Here is a 21,948-nt window from a genome sequence, read left to right on the forward strand (position 1 = left end):
ACCCGAATTTCTTGACGACCATAGAGCGTTGGAACCACCTGATCCCATCCCGAACTCAGAAGTGAAACGATGCATCGCCGATGGTAGTGTGGGGTTTCCTCATGTGAGAGTAGGTCATCGTCAAGATTAAATTCCGAAACCCCAATTGCGAAAGCAGTTGGGGTTTTGTTTTGCCCGCAGGAAAGTTTTCAATGGCGTCAACGAGCACGGTTACCATGAGCTTCAGTCCGGCAGGAGGCAGGCAGTGCAACTCAAGTTCAGTCACGTCGATGTATTGGTGAATAACCTCGAAGAAGCCTGTGCGTACTATGCGCATATATTAAAGGCGAGCATCTCCAGGACGCTGGTGTGGGAACGGGGCGGCCTGCATGTGCGCTATGCGATTGCGTTGGTCGGGCAGGAACGTTTCATGCTGGTTCAGCCATTGGCCGGGAATCTGCGGGAGCTCCTGGATAGTGCGGGCGAGGGCATGATCTATCGTCACTGCTATTCGACTCCCGACATCGAAAAAGCCTACGACGAACTGGTCGCTGAAGGCGTACAGCCTGAAGATGAAAACGGTAAACCGTTGCCCCGCGAACACCTGCAATCGCCGGCAGGGGCACGCATCATCTGGCTGCCCAAGCGCTTCGGTCACTTCTCGATCGAAATTCTGGAGGAGAAGACGTTGGAAGCGTTTATCGAAGAGGCCTTTACCTGACCGCTTTTCCTCTTGTGATAGGCCATGACTACCCCGTATAAGAGCGACTTTCACTTCCGATATAAGAAAAGGGTGCACGCATGAGCAATGCCTGGAACGAGGGATATTTCACGGACGAAGGCTACACCTACAGTTACAGCCGGGAAATCAATCCGGTTTTCCAGCGTTATTGTCTGCTGTTGCGCGGTTTTGCCACGCTGGAGAGTAGCGACGGTCACCACTGTGAGCTGGGTTTTGGTCAGGGTGTTTCGATCAATATCCATGCGGCGGGCAATCCGGGCTCTTATGTCGGCACCGACTTTCACCCAGGTCAGGCGTCCCATGCCATCTCGCTTGCAAGCGACTGGGGTAGTGATGCGCGACTGTATGACGACAGCTTCGAGCAGTTGCTGGCCCGTCATGATCTGCCTCAGTTCGACAGTATCAGTCTGCACGGCATCTGGACTTGGGTCAGCCGCGATAACCACAAACTGATCGTGGAATTTGTCCGTCGCCATCTCAAACCAGGTGGCCTGCTGTACGTCAGCTATAACTGCTTTCCGGGGTGGGCGCCTCAGGCACCTTTGCGTCAACTTTTCAGCCTGCACGACCGTTTCGCCAGTCAAGCCTGTGCGCGCCCTGATCAACGTATCGACGCTGCGTTGCAGTTTTCCGAAGCGCTGCTGGCTGCAAATCCGAAATATGCCAACTCGGCGCCAGGACTGGACGCCAAGCTCCGGAGCATCAAAGGCCAGGATCGTCAGTATATCGCCCATGAGTATTTCAACCGCGACTGGAACTGCATGTATTTCACCGACGTGGTTGATGCCCTGGCGCCCGCCAAGCTCGACTATGCCACGACAGCCGTCCCGCTGGACTCCGTCGATCCGCTCAATCTGAGCGCCGAAGGCATGGACTTTCTGGAAAATATCGACCATCCCGTCATGCGCGAGCAGGCGCGTGACTACTTTGTAAACCAGAGTTTCCGCCGGGATCTTTATGTGCGCGGCGCCAACAGGCTGTCCGCCTCCGAGCACCGCGAGCGTATGCTCAGCACGCGCTTCGTCCTGTTGCAGGCAGCCGACAGCGTGCCGGCCAACGTCACCGGCCCGGCCGGTGCAGCTACGTTGCAGGCGGAGATCTATGGTCCGGTACTCGCAGCGCTGGCGGATGACGCCTATGTGCCGAAGACCTTGCGGCACTTGCTGGATCTCGTGCCCCCGTTGACGTACGGCGACGTGGAGCAGGCCCTAAACGTGTTGATCGGCATGGGGGCCGTGGCGCCCTGTCAGAGCGAAGCGAATGAAAAACTGGTGCAGGCCCGTTGCAATACCCTCAACCTGCAACTGTGCAAGCGTTCGTTGTATGGCAACAAGATTCAGACCCTGGCGAGTCCGGTGACCGGGGGTGGGGTGACGGTCAGTCGCTTCCAGCAGCTGTTCCTGATATCGATCAAACAGGGCAAAAAGCACCCTGCTGAATGGGCGCAACTGGCATGGGGCATCATCGGCGGCCAGGGTGAAGGTCTCCTCAAGGACGGCAGGGCCCTGACCACCGCGCAAGAAAACCTTGCCGAACTGACCGAGCAGGCTCAAGCGTTTGCCGAAAGTACTCTGGTCATTCTCAAGGCTTTGAAAATCGTCTAGTGGAGAAGGGGACGGCAGGACGCCTCGCGCCGCCTGCCGTCGTCCGGGGCACCTCGGATTCTTGCGCAAAACCAACACGAGAGCACCGCGGCGGACGCGCGGTCGATGTAATGCCCCGGTCAAACAATAGCGGTGACGGAAACCGGACTTTCCATAGGTACTGAAGTGAAGCGTGATACTCACCTTGTAATGCTCTTGCTGTTGGTAATCGGCTGTTCCCTGGCATCGCTGACCATCTGGAAGATACTGGGCTCTCGGGATCGAGCGCTGGATGAAGTCAATGTCCATGGGTTGAACCTGACTCAGGCGCTCGCGACTTATTCCGAAGGCATTGTCCGGCAGAGTTCGCTGCTTCTGCTCGGACTCGTCGAACGGCTGGAAACCGAAGGCAGTGGCCCAGCGCAAATCGAACGGCTCAAGACTTTGATCAACCGGCAGCGACCGCTGATGCCGCAGCTCAGTGGCATCACTATCTACGACAACAAAGGTCACTGGTTGATGTCATCCAACCGACCGATTCCTATCGGTGCAAACAGCAGTGATCGTGCCTATTTCATTCATCACCGTGACGATCCATCTCGCGAACCCTTCATCGGCCCACCGATTCGCAGTCGTTCGAATCAGGAATGGGTGATTACCATCAGCCGGCGTTTCAATGACGATCGCGGAGAGTTTGCCGGTGTGGTGTCGGTCACCCTGGGGGTGGAAAACTTTCTGCGTCTGTTCGGCCAGCTCGATGTAGGGCAGGAGGGCGCCATCGGCTTGTCCTACACCGATGGCACGCTGCTGGTCCGTTACCCTTTCCGCGAACAGGACATGGGGCGCAACTTCTCCAATTCGCCGATCTATGCGAAGTACCTGATAGACAAATCGGTTGGCACTGCATCCTTCACGTCCAGTCTGGACGGCGTGGAACGGCTTTATGCCTTTCGCAAGAGTGAAACGTTGCCACTGATCACCACTGTTGCGCTCGGTAAGCGCGAAGCCCTGGCGGCGTGGCGATTTGAAGCGCTGCTGTCGATTGGTGTGGTTACCACATTGCTGGGGCTCACCGGCGTCATTGGCTGGTTCCTGATCCTGGATATTCGTCGCCGGACGCAGGTAGAAGGAGAGTTGCGCGATACCCAACAACAGTTGCTCGGCACGAACCGGCAACTTGAACTGTTGGCTATGAAGGATGCGCTGACAGGCCTGGCCAATCGGCGATGTTTCGATCAGACCCTGGCGATGGAGGCGCGCCGGTCGAAGCGTGACGCAACTTCGTTGGCATTGCTGATGATTGATCTCGACTATTTCAAACTGTTCAACGACGCCGAAGGGCACATTGCCGGCGATGCCTGTCTGCAGCAGGTGGCCAAGGTGCTTGAGACCTGCGTGCGCAGACCATCGGACCTGGTGGCGCGTTATGGGGGGGAAGAAATGGCGGTGATCATGCCCGATACCGACAGTGACGGCGCAGCGGTCGTGGCGCAAATGATCCTGAAGCGATTGGCGCAAGAGCCTATCGCTCACCGAACCAGTCCATTCGGCCGAGTGAGCGTGAGTATCGGCATCGCGGCCGCCACCGGATCGCAACTGGACACGGTACAAGGCCTGATCGCCGCGGCAGATCAGGCGCTGTATCAAGCCAAAGGGGCGGGCCGGAATCAGCTCGCCAACAGTGTCGCCAGCGAAAGCTAATCGGCGTACACCGGGTAATCCACATAGCCTTCGGCATGCCCGCCATACACTGTGGCCGGGTTCAGCGCGTTCAGCGGCCAGTCATTGGCGATGCGCGCCGGCAGATCCGGGTTGGCCATGAACGGGCGACCGAAAGCCACGAAGTCTGCCAATCCGGAGTCGAGCAACCGTGCCCCGGACTCCGCGTTGTAGCGACCGGCGTAGATGATCGCGCCGCTGAAGGTCTCGCGCACCGCTCGACGGAAGGTTTCCGGCATCACTGGCGCGTCGTCCCAGTCGGCTTCGGCGATCGACAGGTAGGCGATGCCGACGTCTTGCAGCACCTTGATCGCTTCGATGTAAGTGGTGTGCGGGTCTTCCTCGACCATACCCAGATAAGTCCGCGCTTCATCGGTGGTGGTGAACAGCGGCGCGAAGCGCACGCCGACCTTTTCCTTGCCGATGCATTCGGCGACGCCAGCCACCACTTCGCGCAGAAAACGCAGACGGTTATGCAGCGAACCGCCATATTGATCGGTGCGCAGGTTGCTGTGGGCGGAGATGAACTGGTTGACCAGATAACCATTGGCGCAGTGCAGTTCGATACCGTCGAAACCGGCGTCCATGGCATTGCGCGCCGCCTGGATATACAGCTGAACCAGTTCCTGCACTTCCTCGGTGGTCAATGCGCGAGGCGCGGACGGCGGTACCAGAGCCCCCATGCCCGGCCCGGTCTCGATGAAAACGCTGACCCGATCGGTGGCGACAGCGGAGGGCGCCACTGGCGCGGCGCCATCGGGTTGCAAAGCGCTGTGCGATACACGACCGACATGCCAGAGCTGGGCGAAAATCACCCCCTCTCTGGCGTGAACGGCCTCGGTGACCTTGCGCCAACCGGCAATTTGCTCAGGTGTATGAATGCCCGGGGTCCAGGCGTAACCCTGGCCACGGGGTTCGATCTGGGTGCCTTCAGTCACCAGCAAACCGGCACCGGCACGTTGCTGGTAATACTCGGCCATCAATTCGTTGGCGACATTGCCCGGTTGAGTGCTGCGTTGGCGGGTGAGGGGCGGCAGTACGATGCGGTTTTTCAGGGTGTGGTGGCCCAGGGTGGCGGGGGTGAAGAAACGGCTGTTATTCATGGATGCATCCTGTCCAAGGGTTTATTAGACCAGTCGACTATTTAATGGGCGAAAAAAAGAACACCGTGTAACACGCACACGGTGTTCGGATCGGTCATTGAAACGCGAAGCGAAATTCTTCAGCCGAGCAGCTTCAACAGTTTTTCGGCGACGGCCGCCGAGCTGGCAGGATTCTGCCCGGTGACCAGTTTTCCATCCGTCACCACATGAACCTGCCAGTCAGAGACTTTGGAGTAGCGGCCGCCAAGACGCTGAAATTCGTCTTCGATCAGGAAAGGCACGACATCCGTCAGACCGACCGCTGCTTCTTCGGAGTTAGTGAAACCCGTCACTTCGCGATGCTGGATCAGCGGTTTTCCGTCTGCGTCGACAACATGACGCAGCACTCCCGGCGCATGGCAGACGAAACCATGAGGCTTATTGCTGCGGGCGAAAGCTTCGATCAGCGCAATCGAGTGTTTGTCTTCGGCCAGATCCCAGAGCGGGCCATGGCCACCCGGGTAAAACACGGCATCGAAGTCTTCGGCACTGACGTCGGCCAGGCGGCCAGTGTTCGCCAATGCCTGTTGGGCGGCGGGGTCTTTGCGGAAACGGTCGGTTTCTGCGGTTTGTGCATCGGGCTCGTCGCTCTTCGGATCCAGCGGAGGCTGGCCGCCAGCGGGCGAAATCAGGGTGACGTCGGCGCCGGCGTCCTTGAAGGCGTAGTAGGGGGCGGCGAACTCTTCGAGCCAGAAGCCGGTCTTCTTGCCGGTATTGCCGAGTTGATCGTGGGAAGTCAGAACCATCAAGATTTTCATAGAGCACCCTGGGTTGGTCAGGTGGCGTTCATGAGCAAGGGATTCGCACAGGTTCGACACCGCGGAAAAGGTTTGTCGGAGCGCAGCATAGTTTCCAATTAGACCAGTCGTCTAGTAATTTTTTCTGTGAAGCTTTTTCATGGACAGATGTGGCAAACTCGCGTTCCTTTGAGTTAAACGACTGGTCTATTGCCTGGTAATCTGCGCCCCATGAAACCGACCTACGACGACACCCGCCAACATTTGCTCGACACCGGCCACCGGATGATGGCCGAGAAAGGCTTCACCAGTGTCGGCCTGAACGAGATCCTGCAGACCGCCGGCGTGCCCAAGGGCTCGTTCTATCACTACTTCAAATCCAAGGAACTGTACGGGCAGGCCCTGCTCGAGGATTACTTCGTCGACTATCTGGCCGACATGGAGCGACGCCTGACGCTACCGGATTTGAGTGCTCGTGAGCGGCTGATGGATTACTGGCAGGGCTGGCAGGATCGCTGCACCCTCGAAGGCCATGGCGACGAATGCCTGGTGGTCAAACTCAGCGCCGAGGTGTCTGATCTGTCCGAAACCATGCGCCTGACCTTGCGTGATGGCGCCGAGCGAGTGGTGGCGCGCATCACCACGTGTATCGAACAGGGTCAGGACGATAAAAGCCTGCCTCCGGGGGATGCCCGGCAGTTGGCCGAAACCCTGTATCAGCTATGGCTGGGAGCCAGTTTGCTGAACAAGCTGCAACGCACAGGGCAATCGTTGAGTACGTCGATGGCGACCACCGAGCGCTTGCTGAGCGTGTGAGAGGGAATGAACGCAAGAGGTTGAGAGTCAGCTGCATAAACGAATGGGAACGCCTATCAATTGCGTAAGGCTTGGTATACCATCCCTCGCGTTTCGCTGGCAGTTATCCCCTTCGTTCTGGCTTATCCGTAAGGTTCTCCCCTCATGCGTCGAACTCTGCTGTCCATCTGTGTGTTGCAAACGTTGTCTCCCTTGGCGTGGGCCGAGCTGTCCGATTCAACGGCGTCAGCGCTGGAGCTGGATGCAACCGATGTGGTCGGTACCGCTGACTACGAAAGAGCGGACGGCCCGGTACAGGGATATCGCGCGACCCGTTCGGCCAGCGCCACCCGAACCGATACCGCGATCCATGAAACCCCGCAGTCGATCAGTGTCGTCACCAAAGATGCGGTCGAAGACATTGGTGCTACCCGGCTGCAGGACGCACTGGATTACGCGGGTGGCGTAGGGCGTGCCAACAATTTCGGCGGCCAGGGACTGACCACGTTCACCGTGCGCGGATTTACCACTGGCGAGTTCTACCGCAATGGTTTCCCGATCAACCGCGGTTATCCGAACATGCCGGATGCCAACACCATCGAGCGTCTTGAGGTCCTGCGCGGTCCGGCGACCATGCTCTACGGCCGGGGCGATCCGGGCGGTACCTTCAACGTCGTTTCCAAACAACCGTTGCCCGAGCGCACGGTCACACTCGGCAGCCAGTTGAATGACCAAGGCATGCAGCGCGGCACCCTGGATGCTTCCGGTCCGCTCGATGAAGAGGGACGTCTGGCCTATCGCCTGAACGTGGTGGGCGAGGGCGGCGATACCTTCCGCGATCACGTTGAAACCGAACGCTACGGCGTGACCCCGGTGCTGACCTGGCAAGCCAGCGATGACACCCGAGTCATCTTTGAGGGTGACTTCATGCGCAACAACCATCCGCTGGACCGGGGCGCAACGCGTTATCCCCGGCAGATCGGCACCGCCTCCCGCGACACCTTCTTCGGTGAACCGGACGCTGGCAAGTTGCACAACGACAACAACATGGCGCAATTGCGCTTCGAGCATGTGCTCAATGATGACTGGACACTGGGCGGTGGTTTCCAGTGGCTCGACGGAACCTTGCAGGGCAATGCCATCGAAGCCAACGGCATTGCCGCCGACGGCCGGACTTTGGGACGAAACTTCAACTACCGCAAGCTGGAGTGGACGGACAAGGACACCCAGCTCAACCTGACCGGTCACTTTGCCACGGGCGGCCTGCAGCACACCTTGCTCACCGGTATCGAATACGAAGATTACGACTACCAGTCGATCATCCAGCGCTCCAGCGGCGCGGTAAGTGCCTATCCGATCGACATCTTCAATCCGGTGTATGGGCAGCCCCGTCCGGCACTGACGCGCACCCCGACCCACGACAAGGAAAATCTCAAGACCTACGCCGCGTTCGTACAGGATCAGGTGGCTCTGACCGATCGGCTGAAAGTCCTGGCCGGCGCACGTTTCGAACGCTTCGAACACGACTACGAAACCTACGTGCCCGGCGGCAAGAACTGGCAGGCCAGTGACAATGCCGTCACGCCCCGCGTCGGTGTGACCTATGACCTGACCGACACCCTCGCGGTTTACGCGGACACCGCGCGTTCTTTCAAACCCAATACCGGCGCGAGTCGGCAGGGTGGCGGCTTTGAACCGGAAAAAGGCAAGTCCTGGGAGATGGGCATCAAATGGGAAGCGCTGGATCATCAGCTGAGTGTTGACGCGGCGATCTATCAGATTGAAAAGCGTAATGTCCTGACCACTGACCCGGTGGACTCGACGTTCAGCGTGGCTGCCGGGGAAGTGCGCAGTCGAGGGTTTGACCTCAATGTTGCCGGCAATCTGACCCCCGAGTGGCGTGTCATCGGGGGTTACGCCTACGTCGATGCCGAGGTGACCAAGGACAACGTGATCCGCTCCGGCACGCGACTGATGAACATCCCGAAAAACAGCTTCAGCCTGCTCAATGTCTACGAGTTCCAGGACGGTGCGCTCAGTGGTCTGGGTCTGGGAACCGGCCTTAAATATGTCGATGAGCGCGCCGGTCAAACGGCGAACACTGCGTTCTCGATGGGGAGCTATACGGTTGTCGACCTGCTCAGCTACTACAAGGTCAATGACAAGGTACGCCTCAACCTCGACCTGAAGAATCTGTTTGACCGTGACTACGACGAGGGCGCATTCGGTAACGTCTACGCCTATCCGGGGGCACCGAGAACGGTGCAGGTCGGCATTTCCTACACGTTGTAGTCCGATCGAGTCTGAAATCCATCATCGGGGGCAGCGGCCCCCGATGACTGTGAGGCTCAGCTGGTCACACACCCTTGCGGAGTCTTTCCGGCAAAACTGTCCACCAGGCTCGCCACAACCATCTCGCCCATGCGGGTGCGGGTCTGCAGGGTCGCGCTGGCGCGGTGCGGTTGCAGTACCACCTGTTCCTGGGCAAACAACGCTTCAGGCACGTTGGGCTCATCGACGAAAACATCCAGCGCCGCACCCGCGATCTCACCGGCCGTCAGGGCCGCCACCAGATCGGTTTCATTGACCAGTTTGCCGCGCGCCACGTTGATCAGGTAGCCGCCCTTGCCCAGGGCCTGCAGCACGGAGGCATCGATGATGGCCTCGGCCTTGTCGGCGGCCGCCGCGAGAATCAGCGCATCACTGTCGCGGGCCAATTGCTTGAGGTCGGCGATGAAGGTGTGGCTGACATCGCTCATCGGTTGCAGATCGGTGTAGCTGATCGGACAGCCAAACGCGGCAGCGCGAGTGGCGACCGCTCGGCCAACCCGGCCCATGCCCACGATGCCGATTCGCATGCCGGACACCTGCCGCGCCAAAGGCAGCGGGGCCAGTGGCGTCGGGCTTTGCGGCCACTGGCCCGAGCGAACATAACGGTCACTGGTACACAGCCCGCGACACACGGCGATCAGCAAACCGATGGCCAGATCGGCCACGTCTTCGGTCAGTGCGCCGATGGTCGCCGTCACGCGAATCCCGCGATCCCGGGCGTAGGCCAGATCAACCGCATCGGTGCCGACACCGTTGACCGCCACCACTTCCAGTTTGGGCAGTTGCGCCATCAGCGTCTGGCTGATGCCCGTGTGGCCACCGGTGATCACGCCGCGAATGTTGGCGCCGTGTTCCTGCAAATACGCCGCTTTGTCGGCCTGCTCGAAATAACGCCTGATCGTGAACAGTTCGCCGAGACGGGCATTGATTTGCGGAATCAGGATCGGGCTGAGCTGCAAGACTTCTGGCTTCATGTAAACCTCACTTACGCAATAAAAAAGCCGGCTCAACCACGGCCGGCAAACGGCATGGCAGTCGCCATGACGGTCATGTTCAGGACGTTGGCCGACAGGGGCAGACCGGCGATGTAGCGCACGGCGTCGGCGACATGCTTGACGTCGACCATCGGCTCCACGGCGATGCTGCCGTTGGCCTGGCGTACGCCTTTGGTCATGCGCACCGACATTTCGGTCAAGGCATTGCCGATGTCGATCTGGCTGCAGGCGATATTGAAGTCCCGACCATCCAACGCCAGGGATTTGGTCAGCCCCAGCACCGCGTGTTTGCTGGCGGTGTACGCGCTGCTGAAAGGACGCGGGGTGTGCGCCGAAATCGAACCGTTGTTGATGATGCGCCCGCCCTGTGGCTGCTGCCGGCGCATGAGTCCGAACGCTCCTCGAGCGCAGAGAAAAACACCGTTGAGGTTGGTGTCGATCACATTTCGCCACTGCTCGAACGTCAGCTCATCCAGCGGCACGGCGGGGGCATTGACCCCGGCGTTGTTGAAGACCACATCCAGGCGTCCATAGACTTCGGCAATGGTTGCAAACAGCTGATCGACACTGGCCGGGTCGCGTACATCGGTGGGCACCGCCAGCGCTTCGTTTCCTTCGCTGGCCGCCAGATCGACCAACGCCTGCAAGGGTTCGGGGCGGCGTCCGGCCAATACCAGTGTGTATCCGTCGGCCAGCAGGCCCAAGGCCACGGAACGGCCGATTCCGCTACCGGCGCCGGTCACCAGGGCAACTTTCAAGGGTTGAGTGTCAGACATCTTGTTGTTCTCCTTTTTTCCAATCACTTAAGGCCAGACTCAAGACCGGGGGCCGACGCGCATTTCGAGTTGGCCGATGCCGTCGATCCCGGCGCTGATGACGTCGCCGGGTTGCAAGACATCGACGCCGGCGGGGCTGCCGGTCATGATCAGATCGCCGGCCTTGAGCGTGACGGATTGCGAGATGCGGCTGATGACTTCACTCACCGACCAGATCTGGCTGTCGAGTCGATCGCGCTGGCGTTCTTCACCGTTCACGCTCAACCATAATTCCCCTTCGAGCCGACCGGTCCGAGTGACCGGCACAATGGCGGTCATCGGTGCGGCGCCGTCAAACACCTTGGCACCTTCCCATGGCAAACCGTCGCGCTTGGCCAGTCGCTGTACGTCACGGCGGGTCAGGTCCAGTCCGGCGGCGTACCCCCAGACATAGGCCAGCGCCTGGCTTTCGGGGATCTGCGCGCCGCCTTCGCCGATGGCCACGACCAGCTCGATTTCATGGGCAAACTCTTCGGTCAGTGACGGGAAGGTCACTTCACCGACGGCGTCTAACACGCAGCTTGCCGGCTTCATGAAAAACACCGGCGGCTGGCGCGGCTGGCCCAGGGTGTCCGGCCACGGGTAGTTGCGGCCGACGCAGAACACGCGTCCGACGGGAAAGCGTTGCTCGCTGCCGACAACCGGCAAGGTCACTGGCAGATCCGGGGTAAAGACGTATTCGGTCATGTTCATCCTGCTGCAAGTCCTGTGTGAAAGGTAAGCGTACGGCGGCAAACGCTGGCGAAGTTGGACGAAAGCCGCCTCAAATTGGAGAAACCGGTTGTTCTGGCTTCAGCGCGTTTTCAACTCGATGCGGTACAGGCGACCGAGCAGCAAGGAATAGGAGAGGGTGCCGATCAGCGCCACGGCACCAATGAACCAGAACGCCCAGGCGAACGAGCCGGTGGCGTGGACGATGGCGCCGATCACGATCGGAGTGACGATGCCGCCGATGTTCGCGGCCAGGCTGGTGATCCCGCCGGTCAGCCCGATCAGTTCCTTGGGCGCCACCTCCGACACCGCCGCCCACGAGGACGACGCGATGCCCTGAGCGAAAAAGGCAATGGTCAGCACGGCGATGCAGATGACGTTCGAGTCGGTGAAGTTCACCAGCACGATCGACATGCCCAGCATCGACCCGACCACCAGCGGCAGTTTCCGGGCGAAAGACATTGAATAACCACGACGGATCAACAAGTCGGAGACGATGCCGGCGAGCAGGATGCCGACCGTTGCGCCCACGAAGGGCATCACGGCAAAGATCCCGGCCTTGATCGTGGTCAGATGGCGTTCTTCAATCAGATAGGTCGGGAACCAGGTAAGGAAGAAGTACAGCGCCGAGGTGCTGGCGAACTTGCCGATGCAAATGGCCCAGACCTGACGGTAACTGAACAGCTCGGCGATCTGCCGCCAGTTGAAACGAGTGCGTTCCTGACTGCTCTTGACCAGTCCGCCACCGGCCTCGATGTATTTCAACTCTTCTTTGCTGACCTTCTTGCAGTTCAGCGGATCGCGGTACAGATACAGCCACAGCACACCGAAGATGATGCCGAGCGCGCCGGTGCTGTAGAAGACATGGCGCCAGTCAAAGGTTGTGGCCAGCCACAGCAGGGCACCGGTAAACAGCGCCGTGCCCAGGTATTGCCCGCAGACGTAAATGCTGCTGGCCAGTCCCCGTTCCCGCGCCGGAAACCATACGGTTACCGCACGGCTGTTGGCCGGAAACGCCGGCGCTTCCATCGCCCCGACGGCCAGGCGCAGGCCGAACAGCGAAGCGAAACCCGTGGCGAAGCCTTGAAATACGGTGACGGTCGACCAACTGATCAGTGAAACCCCGTAGGTAAAACGTGAGCCGAAGCGGTCGGCGATAAACCCGGCCGGCACCAGCGCCAGTGCGTAGGTCCAGGCAAAGGCGGAGAAGATCAGCCCCATTTCAATCTTGTCCAAGCCCAGGTCCTTGGCCATGAACGGAGCGGCAATCGAGATGTTCACCCGGTCGATGTAGTTGATGATCGTCGCAATCAGCAGCAGCGAGAGCATGAACCAGCGCCGTCGTGTCGGCAGCCGCCGGGAGGAGACGGCGTCCCTGTCGCCGGCAATCAACGGCGGGGCGGTGGTGGGGGAGGTGTGTGAATTCGACATGAGTGGACCTCGTTATTGTTAGAAGTGTCGAGTTGTTTGCGGACAGCCGACGCCGTTGCCCGCTGTTCGGGGGCAAGGCAATCGAAGTTGAAACCAATGGCAAAAACGGCCAGGGTCAGACGTTCAGCTACGTCTTCCGGCTGGCATCGTCGGTAAAGGGTGGGGAGGGGCGGCGGGGAGCAATTGCAGATTCATGACGTGCGCACCTTTTTTGTTTTTGAATGAGGTTGGGCTGCATGGGGAAATACAGTGGTCGTACAACCTCTTGAAATCAATCAAGGTGTTAGATCATTTTTTCCGGAGAAGGGCGCGTCGGATAAACCTGTCCAAAAAAATCCACACCGTGAATTTTCCTTTTGTTTTTCGATTATTTTCATAAGTTGTTGTTTTTGATATTAAAAAAAATGCCTGTGTGGTCGCTTTTTTTGGACAGTGATCATCGGCAGTGGTGGTGTAAAAAATCACTGAACCTGATGTCATCGTATGACTGCTTGAAGGGCTGGCGCCGAACCTTCAAGATGAGCCACGCCGATTGCTCGGCAACGCCAGGAAAACCTGCCCGAGTACCTGTCGAGGATTCTCAAGAAATGACGTCACAATGCCGTGTGCCCACCTACGTCATGCAGCAACGCAGCGAGATGATGGACTTCTATATTCGTGACAAGAAAGGTCGCCGCGCCGAGACCAGCCCGCATCGACACGAATACTTCCAGATCCAGATCAACCTCGGCGGCGACACGGTGCAGCATATTGGCAACGCGGTTCGTCCATTTCCGCGTAACGCGCTGGCATTCATCCTGCCGCACCGCGTGCACGTGATCCCGCATCCGGCGGACAGCAACTTCATGGTGATCAACTTTTCCCAGACCTTTCTGCTGCCGCATTTGCAGTGCGACCCGATGGATCTGGAGGAGGTATCAATTCTCCTGGCGCCCGAACTGTCGCCGTTCCGCTTTCAGGAGCATCTGGATTTCATACTGGGGGATGAGGACTTCAACGAGGTCTGTGGCTTGATCGAACAGATGCGCGGCCTGGACGAGAATCGTCAGTTCGGTACACGCGAAGTGCTCAAGGGATTGCTGCTGCAACTGGTAGGCAAGGTGTGCGTCCTGTATGCCGAACCGCTCAAGCGCCTGGCAGAAGAGAATGCCGCGCAAGCCAGTCGGCGGGATGCGCTGAGCCGGATGTTCGAGTATCTGCGCAAGAACATTGCCGACCCCGATCTCAATCTGATCAAGGTCGCGGCGGCGACCTATCTGTCACCGACCTATCTCACGCACTGGCTGCGCAAGGAAATCGGCAAGACCTTCACCGAGCTGGTGCTGGAACGCAGAATGCACGCGGCACGCAATTACCTGCTCAATGGAACCCGGCCGGTGGGCGAGGTGGCGAGGTTGTGTGGGTTTGCGGATGAAGCTTATTTCTCCCGACGGTTTCGCCAGATCCACGGACAGCCACCTGGACAGTTCCGCCGTCGGCAACTGGACCCGGACACCCCGCAGTCACCTGTAGATGCCTGATCGGCTAATGCGACGAAACATAAACCGAGGCCGACGACGGCGCAGGCAACGCATACGTTGCCTTCATCCACTCGATCTCCGCTTGCGGCGTTCGGCCGAAGAAGCGTTTGAACTCGCGACTGAACTGCGAAGCGCTTTCATAGCCGACGCTGAATGCCGCCGCTGAGGCAGTCATGGCATGGCGCAACATCAAAAGTCGCGCCTGATGCAGGCGCGTCGATTTCAGGTATTGCATGGGAGAGGCGTCCGTCACACTGCGAAAATGCAGGTGAAAACTGGGCACGCTCATGCTCGCCTCGCGCGCCAGTTGCTCGACGTCCAGACGCTCCTGATAGCTGCTGTGGATCTTGCGGATCGCCCGCGTCACCTTGCCGAAGTGCCCCTGTCGATTGAGTGCGGCGCGCATCGAGCCGCCTTGTTCGCCGGTCAGGATGCGGTAATAGATTTCCCGCAACAGCGACGGCCCCAATATCTGCGCTTCACCCGCAATGCTCATGGCTTCGAGAAAGCGCAGCGTTGATGCGCGCAGGCGGTCGTCCATCGGCGAGGCGAACATGCCCTTGGGTAGCGCATCACTCGGGCCGTGAATCTCATCCACCTGCGGCATCAACTCGCTGGCCACCTGGAAATCTAGTTGCATATAGATCGCGAGCATTGGCTCGTCCTCAGAGGCATCGGTCTCCATGGTGAAGGGGATCGGAACCGACACCACCAGGTAATGCTGGGCGTCATACACGTAGACGTCATCGCCCAGATACCCGCGCTTCTGGCCCTGACAGAGAATCACGATGCCGGGGTCGTACAGCACCGGCGTGCGGGTCAGTGGCCGGTTCGAGCGCAGGAAGCGCACGCCCTCCAGCGCGCTGAGGTTATAGCCCTCGACCGGTGCCAGCGTTTCCATGAGCTGCACCATGCGCGAAGTGCTTGGGTCGGCCTGTTTCATCGGGTTCTCTCTGTGGGCCGTTCAATGGTCGGTGGAACGGGTCAGCGCTTCCCATTGATCGATCTCGCTGGCGGCGCGTTTCAGCTTGTCGCGCACCAGGCTCAATGCATCGCTGCCGAGCAACAGATGCGCCGGTGGAGCAGGGCTGGCGATGATCTGCAACATCGCCTGCGCCGCTTTGCGCGGATCGCCGAGCTGCTTGCCGCTCTTGTCTTCGCGCGCCTTGCGCACCGGATCGAAGCTGGCGTCATAGTCGGCGATGCTGCGGGGTGTGCGCTGCATCGAACGGCCGGCCCAGTCGGTCCGAAATGAACCCGGTGCGACGGCGGTCACGAAGATATTGAACGGCGCCAGTTCCTTGCTCAGGGTATCGGAGATGCCTTCGAGCGCAAACTTGCTGCCACAGTAGTACGCGATACCCGGCATGGTGATTGTGCCGCCCATCGAGGTGATATTGAGAATATGACCCGCCCTCCGCTGGCGAAAGAACGGCACAAACGCCTTGGTCACCGCGACCGCGCCGAACACATTCACGTCGAACTGGCGGCGCATGTCCTCCAGCGGCGATTCTTCGAAAATGCCTTCGTGACCGTAGCCGGCGTTGTTGACCAGCACATCGACCGGGCCGTGGGTCGCTTCGACAGTCGCCACGACGCCTTCGATGCGGTCGAAGTCCGTGACGTCCAGCAGCACGCCGTACGCATTATCGATAGAAAGAGCCTGAAAGGCTTGCAGGTCGGCTTCGTTGCGAACGGTGCCGATGACGCGGTGGCCGGCAGCCAGCGCTTCTTTGGCCAGCGCGTGGCCGAAGCCGCTGCTGACGCCGGTGATGAAGAGGGTTTTGGTGGTGGTCATGAAGGGCTCCCGTGAATGCGGTTTCAGCTCATGGTATCCATCGAAGGAACACTCACCTATGTCGGTTTGTCTTTGATCATTGCCTATTCCTATCAACGGGGCGACAAACGGCCAAAGAGCTTTTTGCGTTGCTCCGGGCATTCAGGCAGCAACAGATCCAATGTGCTGATATTTTTCCATTCTGCGCAACGCTCGCGAATAAAGAGGACGAAATGAAGAAATCAATGGACTGGCCCGCAGACGATAACGAGTTGGCGCAATTGCGCGCGTTCAACCGCAAGCTTGCCCGGCTGCCGCGCTTTCGCATCCGCAATCGCATCACGCCACGGGCGATTCAGTTGCTGTTGCGGCTAAGCCAATTGGGCGGCGCAAGAAAGTTGCTCAAGCACGGGCTCGAGGCTGAACGAACAGTGGTGGGTGTCGACGGCGCATCAGTGCCGGTGCGGATTATTCGGCCAAAGACAAAGGCCAAAGGTGTGGTGCTGGATATTCATGGTGGAGGCTGGGTCATCGGCAACGCGCAGATGAACGACCCCCTCAATATCGCCATGGTGAAAGCCTGCGACGTGGCAGTGGTCTCGGTCGACTATCGGCTTGTGGTCTCGACTCCGATCGAGGGCGCCATGCAGGACTGCCTCACAGCGGCCCGCTGGCTGCTGAGCGATGACTGCCGCGAGTTTGCGAACCTGCCCGTCATCGTCGTGGGCGAGTCGGCAGGCGGCCACCTCGCCGTCGCGACCCTGTTGCAACTCAAACAGTGGCCGGACCTGCTCGAACGGGTGAGCGGGGCGCTGCTGTATTACGGCGTCTATGACCTGACCGGAACCCCCAGCGTACGCAACGCCGGGCCCGATACCTTGCTGCTGGACGGGCCGGGAATGGTTGAAGCGCTGCAAATGCTCACGCCGGGATTGAACGATGAAGAACGCCGGCAGGCGCCGTTGTCACCGCTGTACGGTGACTTCACCGGTTTTCCGCCAGCGTTGATGTTTGCTGCGCAACTGGATCCGCTCAGGGATGACACGCTTGAGTTGGCTGAGCGTTGGGGCAGGGCGGCGGAAGTGGAGGTGCATCTGTTGCCGGAAACCGCACATGGGGTGATTCATTTTCCGCTGGGGTTGGCGGGGAGGGTGCTTGGGTATAGTCGTGCGTGGGTTGCGGGGCGGCTTGTTGAGGGGTGAGCCATCGACCCTCACTCAGCCGCCACCTTGAATTGCTCGAGAATAAGTTCAGCCAATTTCCTGACAGGCTCGGTGAAACTTCGCCGAGGCCTGTGCACCAGTCCGATATCACGATGGAACGTGTGTTGGCCGAGATCAAGCGCCCGCACACCTGACGGCCATTGCTGATGGGTGGCCGTCTGCGGCACAAGCGCGACCCCTACGCCATTTTCCACCAGCCTGATAATGGCCTCCAGCTCATCCAGCTCAGAGACTTCACGCAAAGTGAAATGCATCTGTCGCAGAAAACGATCGACCTGCCTGCCGCCGAATGAAGAGCGGTCATAGCGAATGAACGGCAGGCTTGAGAGCAGTTCGATCCAGTCTTCTCCCGGTACGTCCTTGGGCACGATCAGACGGTAGGGTTCAAGCGCCAGTGTGGTCCAGCGCAGATCGCTTTGAAGCGAGAAGGGTGGCCGAATGATCGCTGCCATGTCGATTTCGCCGGTGTCCACCAGGTTCACCAGCTCCATGGAAAGGCCGGGCACGACACGCGTTCGGCATTCCGGGCACTGTTGGTGAAACCTGGCGAGTGCGTCCGGGAGAAACGATCGCTGGACAGAGGCGATTGCGCCGACGTTGACCAGAATGCGGGTGGAAAGACCGACGGTGGTCGATCCCAGGTTGTCGTAAAGACGAAGCAGCTCCTGCGCCTGAAGCAGGACTTGCTGGCCCATCCTGTTGAGGTGGGCCGTGCGTCCTTTTCTGTCGAATATTTCAAAGCCGAGCTCGGCTTCCAGACGTTGAATCTGGGCGCTCACCGCCGCCTGGGTGAGGCCTATCCGGTTGCCGGCAGCCGCGAAAGTGCCTTCCCGGGCGACGGCAATGAGGGTCTTGAGTTCTTTGATCATTCACAAATATTAGTTGTGTTTCTGAGAAATATATATTGATTTTTTTGCTGTCAGTGTCGCCCTACGATGTGCTCACCAACCACAAAAACCGTATTGGAGTCCTGATGAGCCTTTCGCCATTCCACCTCGCCATCCCCGTTTACAACCTTGCTGCAGCCCGCACTTTTTACGGTGAGGTCTTTGGCCTGGAAGAGGGTCGTTCCAGTAACCAATGGGTCGATTTCAACTTTTACGGGCATCAACTGGTGATTCACGAACACCCGAAAACCGCGTCTCAGGAAAGCGTTCACAGCAACCCGGTCGACGGGCACGACGTTCCTGTTCCTCATTTCGGCATCATCCTGGGATGGGAAGAGTGGGAAGCGCTGGCAGAGCGCCTCAAGTCTTTCGGTACCGAATTTGTGATCGAACCTTACATTCGATTCAAAGGACAGGTTGGCGAGCAAGCCACGATGTTCCTGTTCGACCCTTGCGGCAATGCCCTCGAATTCAAGGCCTTCAAGGATATGAGCCAGCTCTTCGCCAAGTAAGAAACGCAATGGCACAACGGCGTTGTGCCATTTGATCTCAAATGAGCTGGAAGCTCATGACTCTAGCAACTGCCGAATTGATGCAGTCCTTTCATTCCAACAAGAAGGCTAGACATGAAACGTATTCCCCTGGTGTGGCAAATCGTTGCCGGGCTGTTGCTTGGCGTGCTCGTTGGTTGGTACTTCAACACCCATCCGCAGTATCAGTCGTGGGTCAGTGCGGAGATCCTGAAACCGCTTGGCGATATCTTCATCAAGATGATGAAGATGGTGGTCGTGCCCATCGTGTTCTGTTGCATGATCCTGGGTATCGCCGGTGGCGGGGATAACAAGTCGTTCGGCCGGATGGGCATCAAGTCGCTGGGCTATTTCTTTGCGATCACCGGCCTGGCCATCGTGATCGGCCTGTGTTTCGCGAACCTCTTCGAACCCGGTACGGGCACCGATATTTCGGGCATCGCGCACGGTACTACCGCCATCACGATGGAGCCTTCGAAGGGCGCGCTCGTGATTATGCAAAACATCGTTCCGGATAACGTTCTGGTGGCGATGTCCGAGGCGAAGCTGCTTTCGGTGCTGTTCTTCGCGGTGTTGTTCGGTGTTGCGCTGAACGCATTGCCCAAGGAAAAAAGTGCACCTGTGGTTGCGCTGGTTCAAGGCATTTCGGATGCGATGTTCAGGATCGTCTCGATCGTCATGGCCTATGCCCCGATAGGGGTGTTCGGCATGATCGGTGCGACCGTCGCGACCTTCGGTTTTGCCTCGTTGTTGCCCCTGCTCAAGTTGATTGGTGTGGTTTATCTGGCGCTGATCGTCTTCGCATTGGTAGTGCTCGGAGGAATCAGTTACCTGATCGGCGAGAACATCTTCAAGTTGATCAGGTATTTCCGCGACGAGTTGATTCTTGCGTTCTCCAGTGCTGCCTCCGCAGCGGTCATGCCGCAGTTGATGAGCAAGCTGGAGAACTACGGGGTGCCACGGCGTATTGTCAGTTTTGTGGTGCCAGTGGGGTACGCGTTCAACCTTGATGGCGCGTCGATCTTCCTCGGGGTGGCGACAATTTTTATCGCCCAGCTCTATGGAATCGATCTGTCGCTTTCTCAGGAAATCCTGCTGGTGGTGACCATGGTGCTGACCTCCAAAGGTGCTGCCGGGGTGCCTGGATTCGCTATCGTCATCCTGTCGGCCACATTGGCGTCTGCCGGTCTTCCGCTGGAGGGCGTGGCACTGATCGCCGGCATCTTCAGGATTATCGACAGCGGCACCACCACCCTGAATGTGTTGGGCAATGCGATCGCGCCCCTGGTGATCGCCAAATGGGAGAGGGTGACTCTTGAGCCTTCGCGCACCCGCCCGGACGTACAAAAGGCCTGACGATCACAAGGAGCACTGACGGCGCTGCACGAGTAAACGCCTGCTGATGTACAGGCGATTTTTTTCATCAAGTTACTAGACGACCGGTCTGATATTGAGGGTATGCAACATGATTGATAACAGTCGCAATACGGATCTTTTTTCTCCCATGCAAATGGGCGCCCTGCAATTGGCCAACCGGATTGTCATGGCGCCCGTGACCCGCAGCCGGATGGCTGAAGACGGCGTTCCGAACGAGTTGCACGCTACTTACTACGCACAGCGCGCGAGTGCCGGCTTGATCATTGCCGAAGCGACAAACATTTCGGCGCAGGGGCGTGGCTACGCCATGACGCCGGGGATCTGGTCGGACGCGCAGGTGGCGGGGTGGAAAAAAGTCACGGACGCCGTCCATGCCGCAGGTGGCAGGATTGTCAGCCAGCTGTGGCACGTGGGGCGTTTTTCCAGCGTCGAGTTGCAGCCCGACCGCGCCGCTCCCGTTGCGCCGTCGGCGATCAAGGCAGAAGGCAGCACCTACACCGAGAACGGCTTTGTCGAAGTGTCGATGCCCCGGGCGCTGGAGACGTCGGAGATTCCCGGCATCATCGAGCAATACAAGCGCGCCGCTGAAAATGCCAGGCGTGCCGGTTTCGATGGCGTGGAGGTTCATTCGGCGAACAGCTATCTGCTCGACCAGTTTCTGCGTGACTCGACCAATCAGCGCACTGACCGGTATGGCGGCACCATTGAGAACCGCGCCCGACTGACGCTTGAAGTCACTGAAGCGGTGATTTCGATCTGGGGCAGTGACCGCGTCGGCATTCGTCTTTCGCCGGTCACGCCCGATGCCGGAAACACACCTCCCGACAGCAATGTCATGGCGACCTACGGATATCTGATTCAGCAGCTCAACCGGCTCAATCTGGCCTATCTGCACTTCGTCGAAGGCGCCACCGCGACCTCGCGCACGGTTCCTGATGGCGTTGATCTGGATGCATTGAGCGCGCAGTTCGAAGGCCCCTTCATCGGCAATAACAACTACGACCTCGAGATGGCACTGGAGCGCCGGGCGCAGGGCCGGATTGACGCGGTGGCGTTCGGGCGCCTGTTCATTTCCAACCCCGACCTCGTGGAGCGCCTGCGTCGGGGCACCGAACTGACCATCGCACCACGCGAGAGCTACTACGGCGGCGGCGCCAAGGGCTACACCGACTGGCCAACGGCTGACCATTGATGTGTGCGCCCTGAACCGGATCGGCGCAGGGCGGCTTGATTGAAAAAACATTCACAGCAAACAGGAGTTCATCATGAGCCATCCAACTTACGTGCAGGAATACAACGCAATCGTCGAAGTGCTCAGCCAGTACAACGAAGGTGGAGCAAAGGCTGACAGCGCCTTGATGAAGCCCGCGTTCAATGCGCAGGCGACCATGTTCGGGGTTGACGACGGCAAGCTCGTCGGCGGCGCGATCCAGAATCTGTATGACGTCATCGACAGCGCGTTCCGTCCATCCCCCGAAGCCGAAGCCGCCATCGTTCGCATCGATATCGTCGGCACGGCTGCGAGTGCCCGGGTCGATACCGACAACGTGTCGGGGTTCCGTTTCACCGACTTCTTCAACCTGCTGAAGGTGGACGGCAAGTGGACGATCGTCAGCAAGATCTACCACACCCACCCGAGCGCCTGAGCCCTCGT

The 21,948-nt window shown here is 59.1% G+C and carries 20 protein-coding genes and 1 rRNA gene; 12 read left to right on the forward strand and 9 right to left on the reverse strand.

What is annotated here, in order from left to right; translation table 11 throughout:
- Positions 1-10: 10 nt before the first annotated feature.
- The 4 genes from rrf (at position 11) to CAF77_RS22705 (ending at position 4,005) form a co-directional block, all read left to right on the forward strand.
- A 5S ribosomal RNA gene (rrf, locus tag CAF77_RS22690) occupies positions 11-126 on the forward strand.
- Between the two features lie 118 nt (positions 127-244).
- Positions 245-700, forward strand: coding sequence for a VOC family protein (locus CAF77_RS22695; protein WP_085655436.1), 456 nt, complete (start codon positions 245-247; stop codon positions 698-700).
- A gap of 80 nt (positions 701-780) precedes the next feature.
- Complete coding sequence (locus CAF77_RS22700) at positions 781-2,325, forward strand: class I SAM-dependent methyltransferase (protein WP_085655435.1); 1,545 nt, start codon at positions 781-783, stop codon at positions 2,323-2,325.
- 165 nt (positions 2,326-2,490) lie between these two features.
- A complete protein-coding gene (locus CAF77_RS22705; protein ID WP_085655434.1) occupies positions 2,491-4,005 on the forward strand; it encodes a sensor domain-containing diguanylate cyclase in 1,515 nt (504 codons plus the stop codon).
- On the opposite strand, the gene CAF77_RS22710 is transcribed toward CAF77_RS22705, so the two are convergent.
- Together CAF77_RS22710 and CAF77_RS22715 are read right to left on the reverse strand one after the other, a co-directional pair.
- Positions 4,002-5,126, reverse strand: coding sequence for an alkene reductase (locus tag CAF77_RS22710; RefSeq protein WP_064382047.1), 1,125 nt, complete (start codon positions 5,124-5,126; stop codon positions 4,002-4,004). The two genes, CAF77_RS22705 and CAF77_RS22710, sit on opposite strands and share 4 nt — an antisense overlap.
- Before the next feature lie 119 nt (positions 5,127-5,245).
- Positions 5,246-5,923 (reverse strand): type 1 glutamine amidotransferase domain-containing protein, encoded by a 678-nt coding sequence (locus CAF77_RS22715; RefSeq protein ID WP_064382046.1) that lies wholly within the window; start codon positions 5,921-5,923, stop codon positions 5,246-5,248.
- A gap of 210 nt (positions 5,924-6,133) precedes the next feature.
- Here CAF77_RS22715 and CAF77_RS22720 point away from each other — a divergent pair, with 210 nt between their 5' ends.
- Positions 6,134-6,718, forward strand: a complete 585-nt coding sequence (locus tag CAF77_RS22720; protein WP_064382045.1) for a TetR/AcrR family transcriptional regulator — start codon at positions 6,134-6,136, stop codon at positions 6,716-6,718.
- 144 nt (positions 6,719-6,862) lie between these two features.
- Positions 6,863-8,989 carry a TonB-dependent siderophore receptor gene (locus tag CAF77_RS22725; RefSeq protein ID WP_064382044.1) on the forward strand — a complete coding sequence of 709 codons (2,127 nt, stop codon included), beginning with the start codon at positions 6,863-6,865 and terminating at the stop codon, positions 8,987-8,989.
- 56 nt (positions 8,990-9,045) lie between these two features.
- Here CAF77_RS22725 and CAF77_RS22730 read toward each other — a convergent pair whose 3' ends face one another.
- From CAF77_RS22730 to CAF77_RS22745, 4 genes are all read right to left on the reverse strand, one after another.
- Positions 9,046-10,002: a 2-hydroxyacid dehydrogenase gene (locus CAF77_RS22730; protein WP_064382043.1), complete on the reverse strand. Its 957-nt coding sequence runs from the start codon at positions 10,000-10,002 to the stop codon at positions 9,046-9,048.
- Between the two features lie 32 nt (positions 10,003-10,034).
- On the reverse strand, positions 10,035-10,799 hold the full coding sequence (locus CAF77_RS22735; RefSeq protein ID WP_064382042.1) for an SDR family oxidoreductase: 765 nt from the start codon (positions 10,797-10,799) through the stop codon (positions 10,035-10,037).
- Between the two features lie 39 nt (positions 10,800-10,838).
- Positions 10,839-11,531, reverse strand: coding sequence for a fumarylacetoacetate hydrolase family protein (locus CAF77_RS22740; RefSeq protein ID WP_064382041.1), 693 nt, complete (start codon positions 11,529-11,531; stop codon positions 10,839-10,841).
- Positions 11,532-11,630: 99 nt separating this feature from the next.
- The gene (locus tag CAF77_RS22745; RefSeq protein ID WP_085655433.1) at positions 11,631-12,980 is read right to left on the reverse strand and encodes an MFS transporter; all 1,350 of its coding nucleotides are present in this window, start codon (positions 12,978-12,980) and stop codon (positions 11,631-11,633) included.
- Positions 12,981-13,567: 587 nt separating this feature from the next.
- Between CAF77_RS22745 and CAF77_RS22750 the strand changes: the two genes are divergently transcribed.
- Positions 13,568-14,500: an AraC family transcriptional regulator gene (locus CAF77_RS22750; protein ID WP_011333664.1), complete on the forward strand. Its 933-nt coding sequence runs from the start codon at positions 13,568-13,570 to the stop codon at positions 14,498-14,500.
- 4 nt (positions 14,501-14,504) lie between these two features.
- On the opposite strand, the gene CAF77_RS22755 is transcribed toward CAF77_RS22750, so the two are convergent.
- Together CAF77_RS22755 and CAF77_RS22760 are read right to left on the reverse strand one after the other, a co-directional pair.
- Positions 14,505-15,443, reverse strand: a complete 939-nt coding sequence (locus CAF77_RS22755; RefSeq protein WP_085655432.1) for an AraC family transcriptional regulator — start codon at positions 15,441-15,443, stop codon at positions 14,505-14,507.
- A gap of 21 nt (positions 15,444-15,464) precedes the next feature.
- Positions 15,465-16,298 carry an oxidoreductase gene (locus CAF77_RS22760; protein ID WP_085655431.1) on the reverse strand — a complete coding sequence of 278 codons (834 nt, stop codon included), beginning with the start codon at positions 16,296-16,298 and terminating at the stop codon, positions 15,465-15,467.
- Positions 16,299-16,510: 212 nt separating this feature from the next.
- On the opposite strand from CAF77_RS22760, the gene CAF77_RS22765 reads away from it, so the two are divergent.
- Entirely contained in the window at positions 16,511-17,479 is a 969-nt protein-coding gene (locus CAF77_RS22765; protein ID WP_085655442.1) for an alpha/beta hydrolase, read from the forward strand.
- Positions 17,480-17,490: 11 nt separating this feature from the next.
- On the opposite strand, the gene CAF77_RS22770 is transcribed toward CAF77_RS22765, so the two are convergent.
- Positions 17,491-18,369, reverse strand: coding sequence for a LysR substrate-binding domain-containing protein (locus CAF77_RS22770; RefSeq protein WP_085655430.1), 879 nt, complete (start codon positions 18,367-18,369; stop codon positions 17,491-17,493).
- Positions 18,370-18,473: 104 nt separating this feature from the next.
- On the opposite strand from CAF77_RS22770, the gene CAF77_RS22775 reads away from it, so the two are divergent.
- From CAF77_RS22775 to CAF77_RS22790, 4 genes are all read left to right on the forward strand, one after another.
- Positions 18,474-18,899 (forward strand): VOC family protein, encoded by a 426-nt coding sequence (locus CAF77_RS22775; RefSeq protein WP_011333668.1) that lies wholly within the window; start codon positions 18,474-18,476, stop codon positions 18,897-18,899.
- 114 nt (positions 18,900-19,013) lie between these two features.
- Positions 19,014-20,273 (forward strand): cation:dicarboxylate symporter family transporter, encoded by a 1,260-nt coding sequence (locus CAF77_RS22780; protein ID WP_085655429.1) that lies wholly within the window; start codon positions 19,014-19,016, stop codon positions 20,271-20,273.
- A 109-nt stretch (positions 20,274-20,382) separates the two neighbouring features.
- Positions 20,383-21,486, forward strand: coding sequence for an alkene reductase (locus CAF77_RS22785; RefSeq protein ID WP_085655428.1), 1,104 nt, complete (start codon positions 20,383-20,385; stop codon positions 21,484-21,486).
- Positions 21,487-21,559: 73 nt separating this feature from the next.
- Positions 21,560-21,940: a nuclear transport factor 2 family protein gene (locus tag CAF77_RS22790; RefSeq protein ID WP_039771019.1), complete on the forward strand. Its 381-nt coding sequence runs from the start codon at positions 21,560-21,562 to the stop codon at positions 21,938-21,940.
- Positions 21,941-21,948: the final 8 nt, after the last annotated feature.

It is taken from the genome of Pseudomonas sp. R15(2017) (genome assembly GCF_002112685.1).
Classification (GTDB): domain Bacteria; phylum Pseudomonadota; class Gammaproteobacteria; order Pseudomonadales; family Pseudomonadaceae; genus Aquipseudomonas; species Aquipseudomonas glycinae.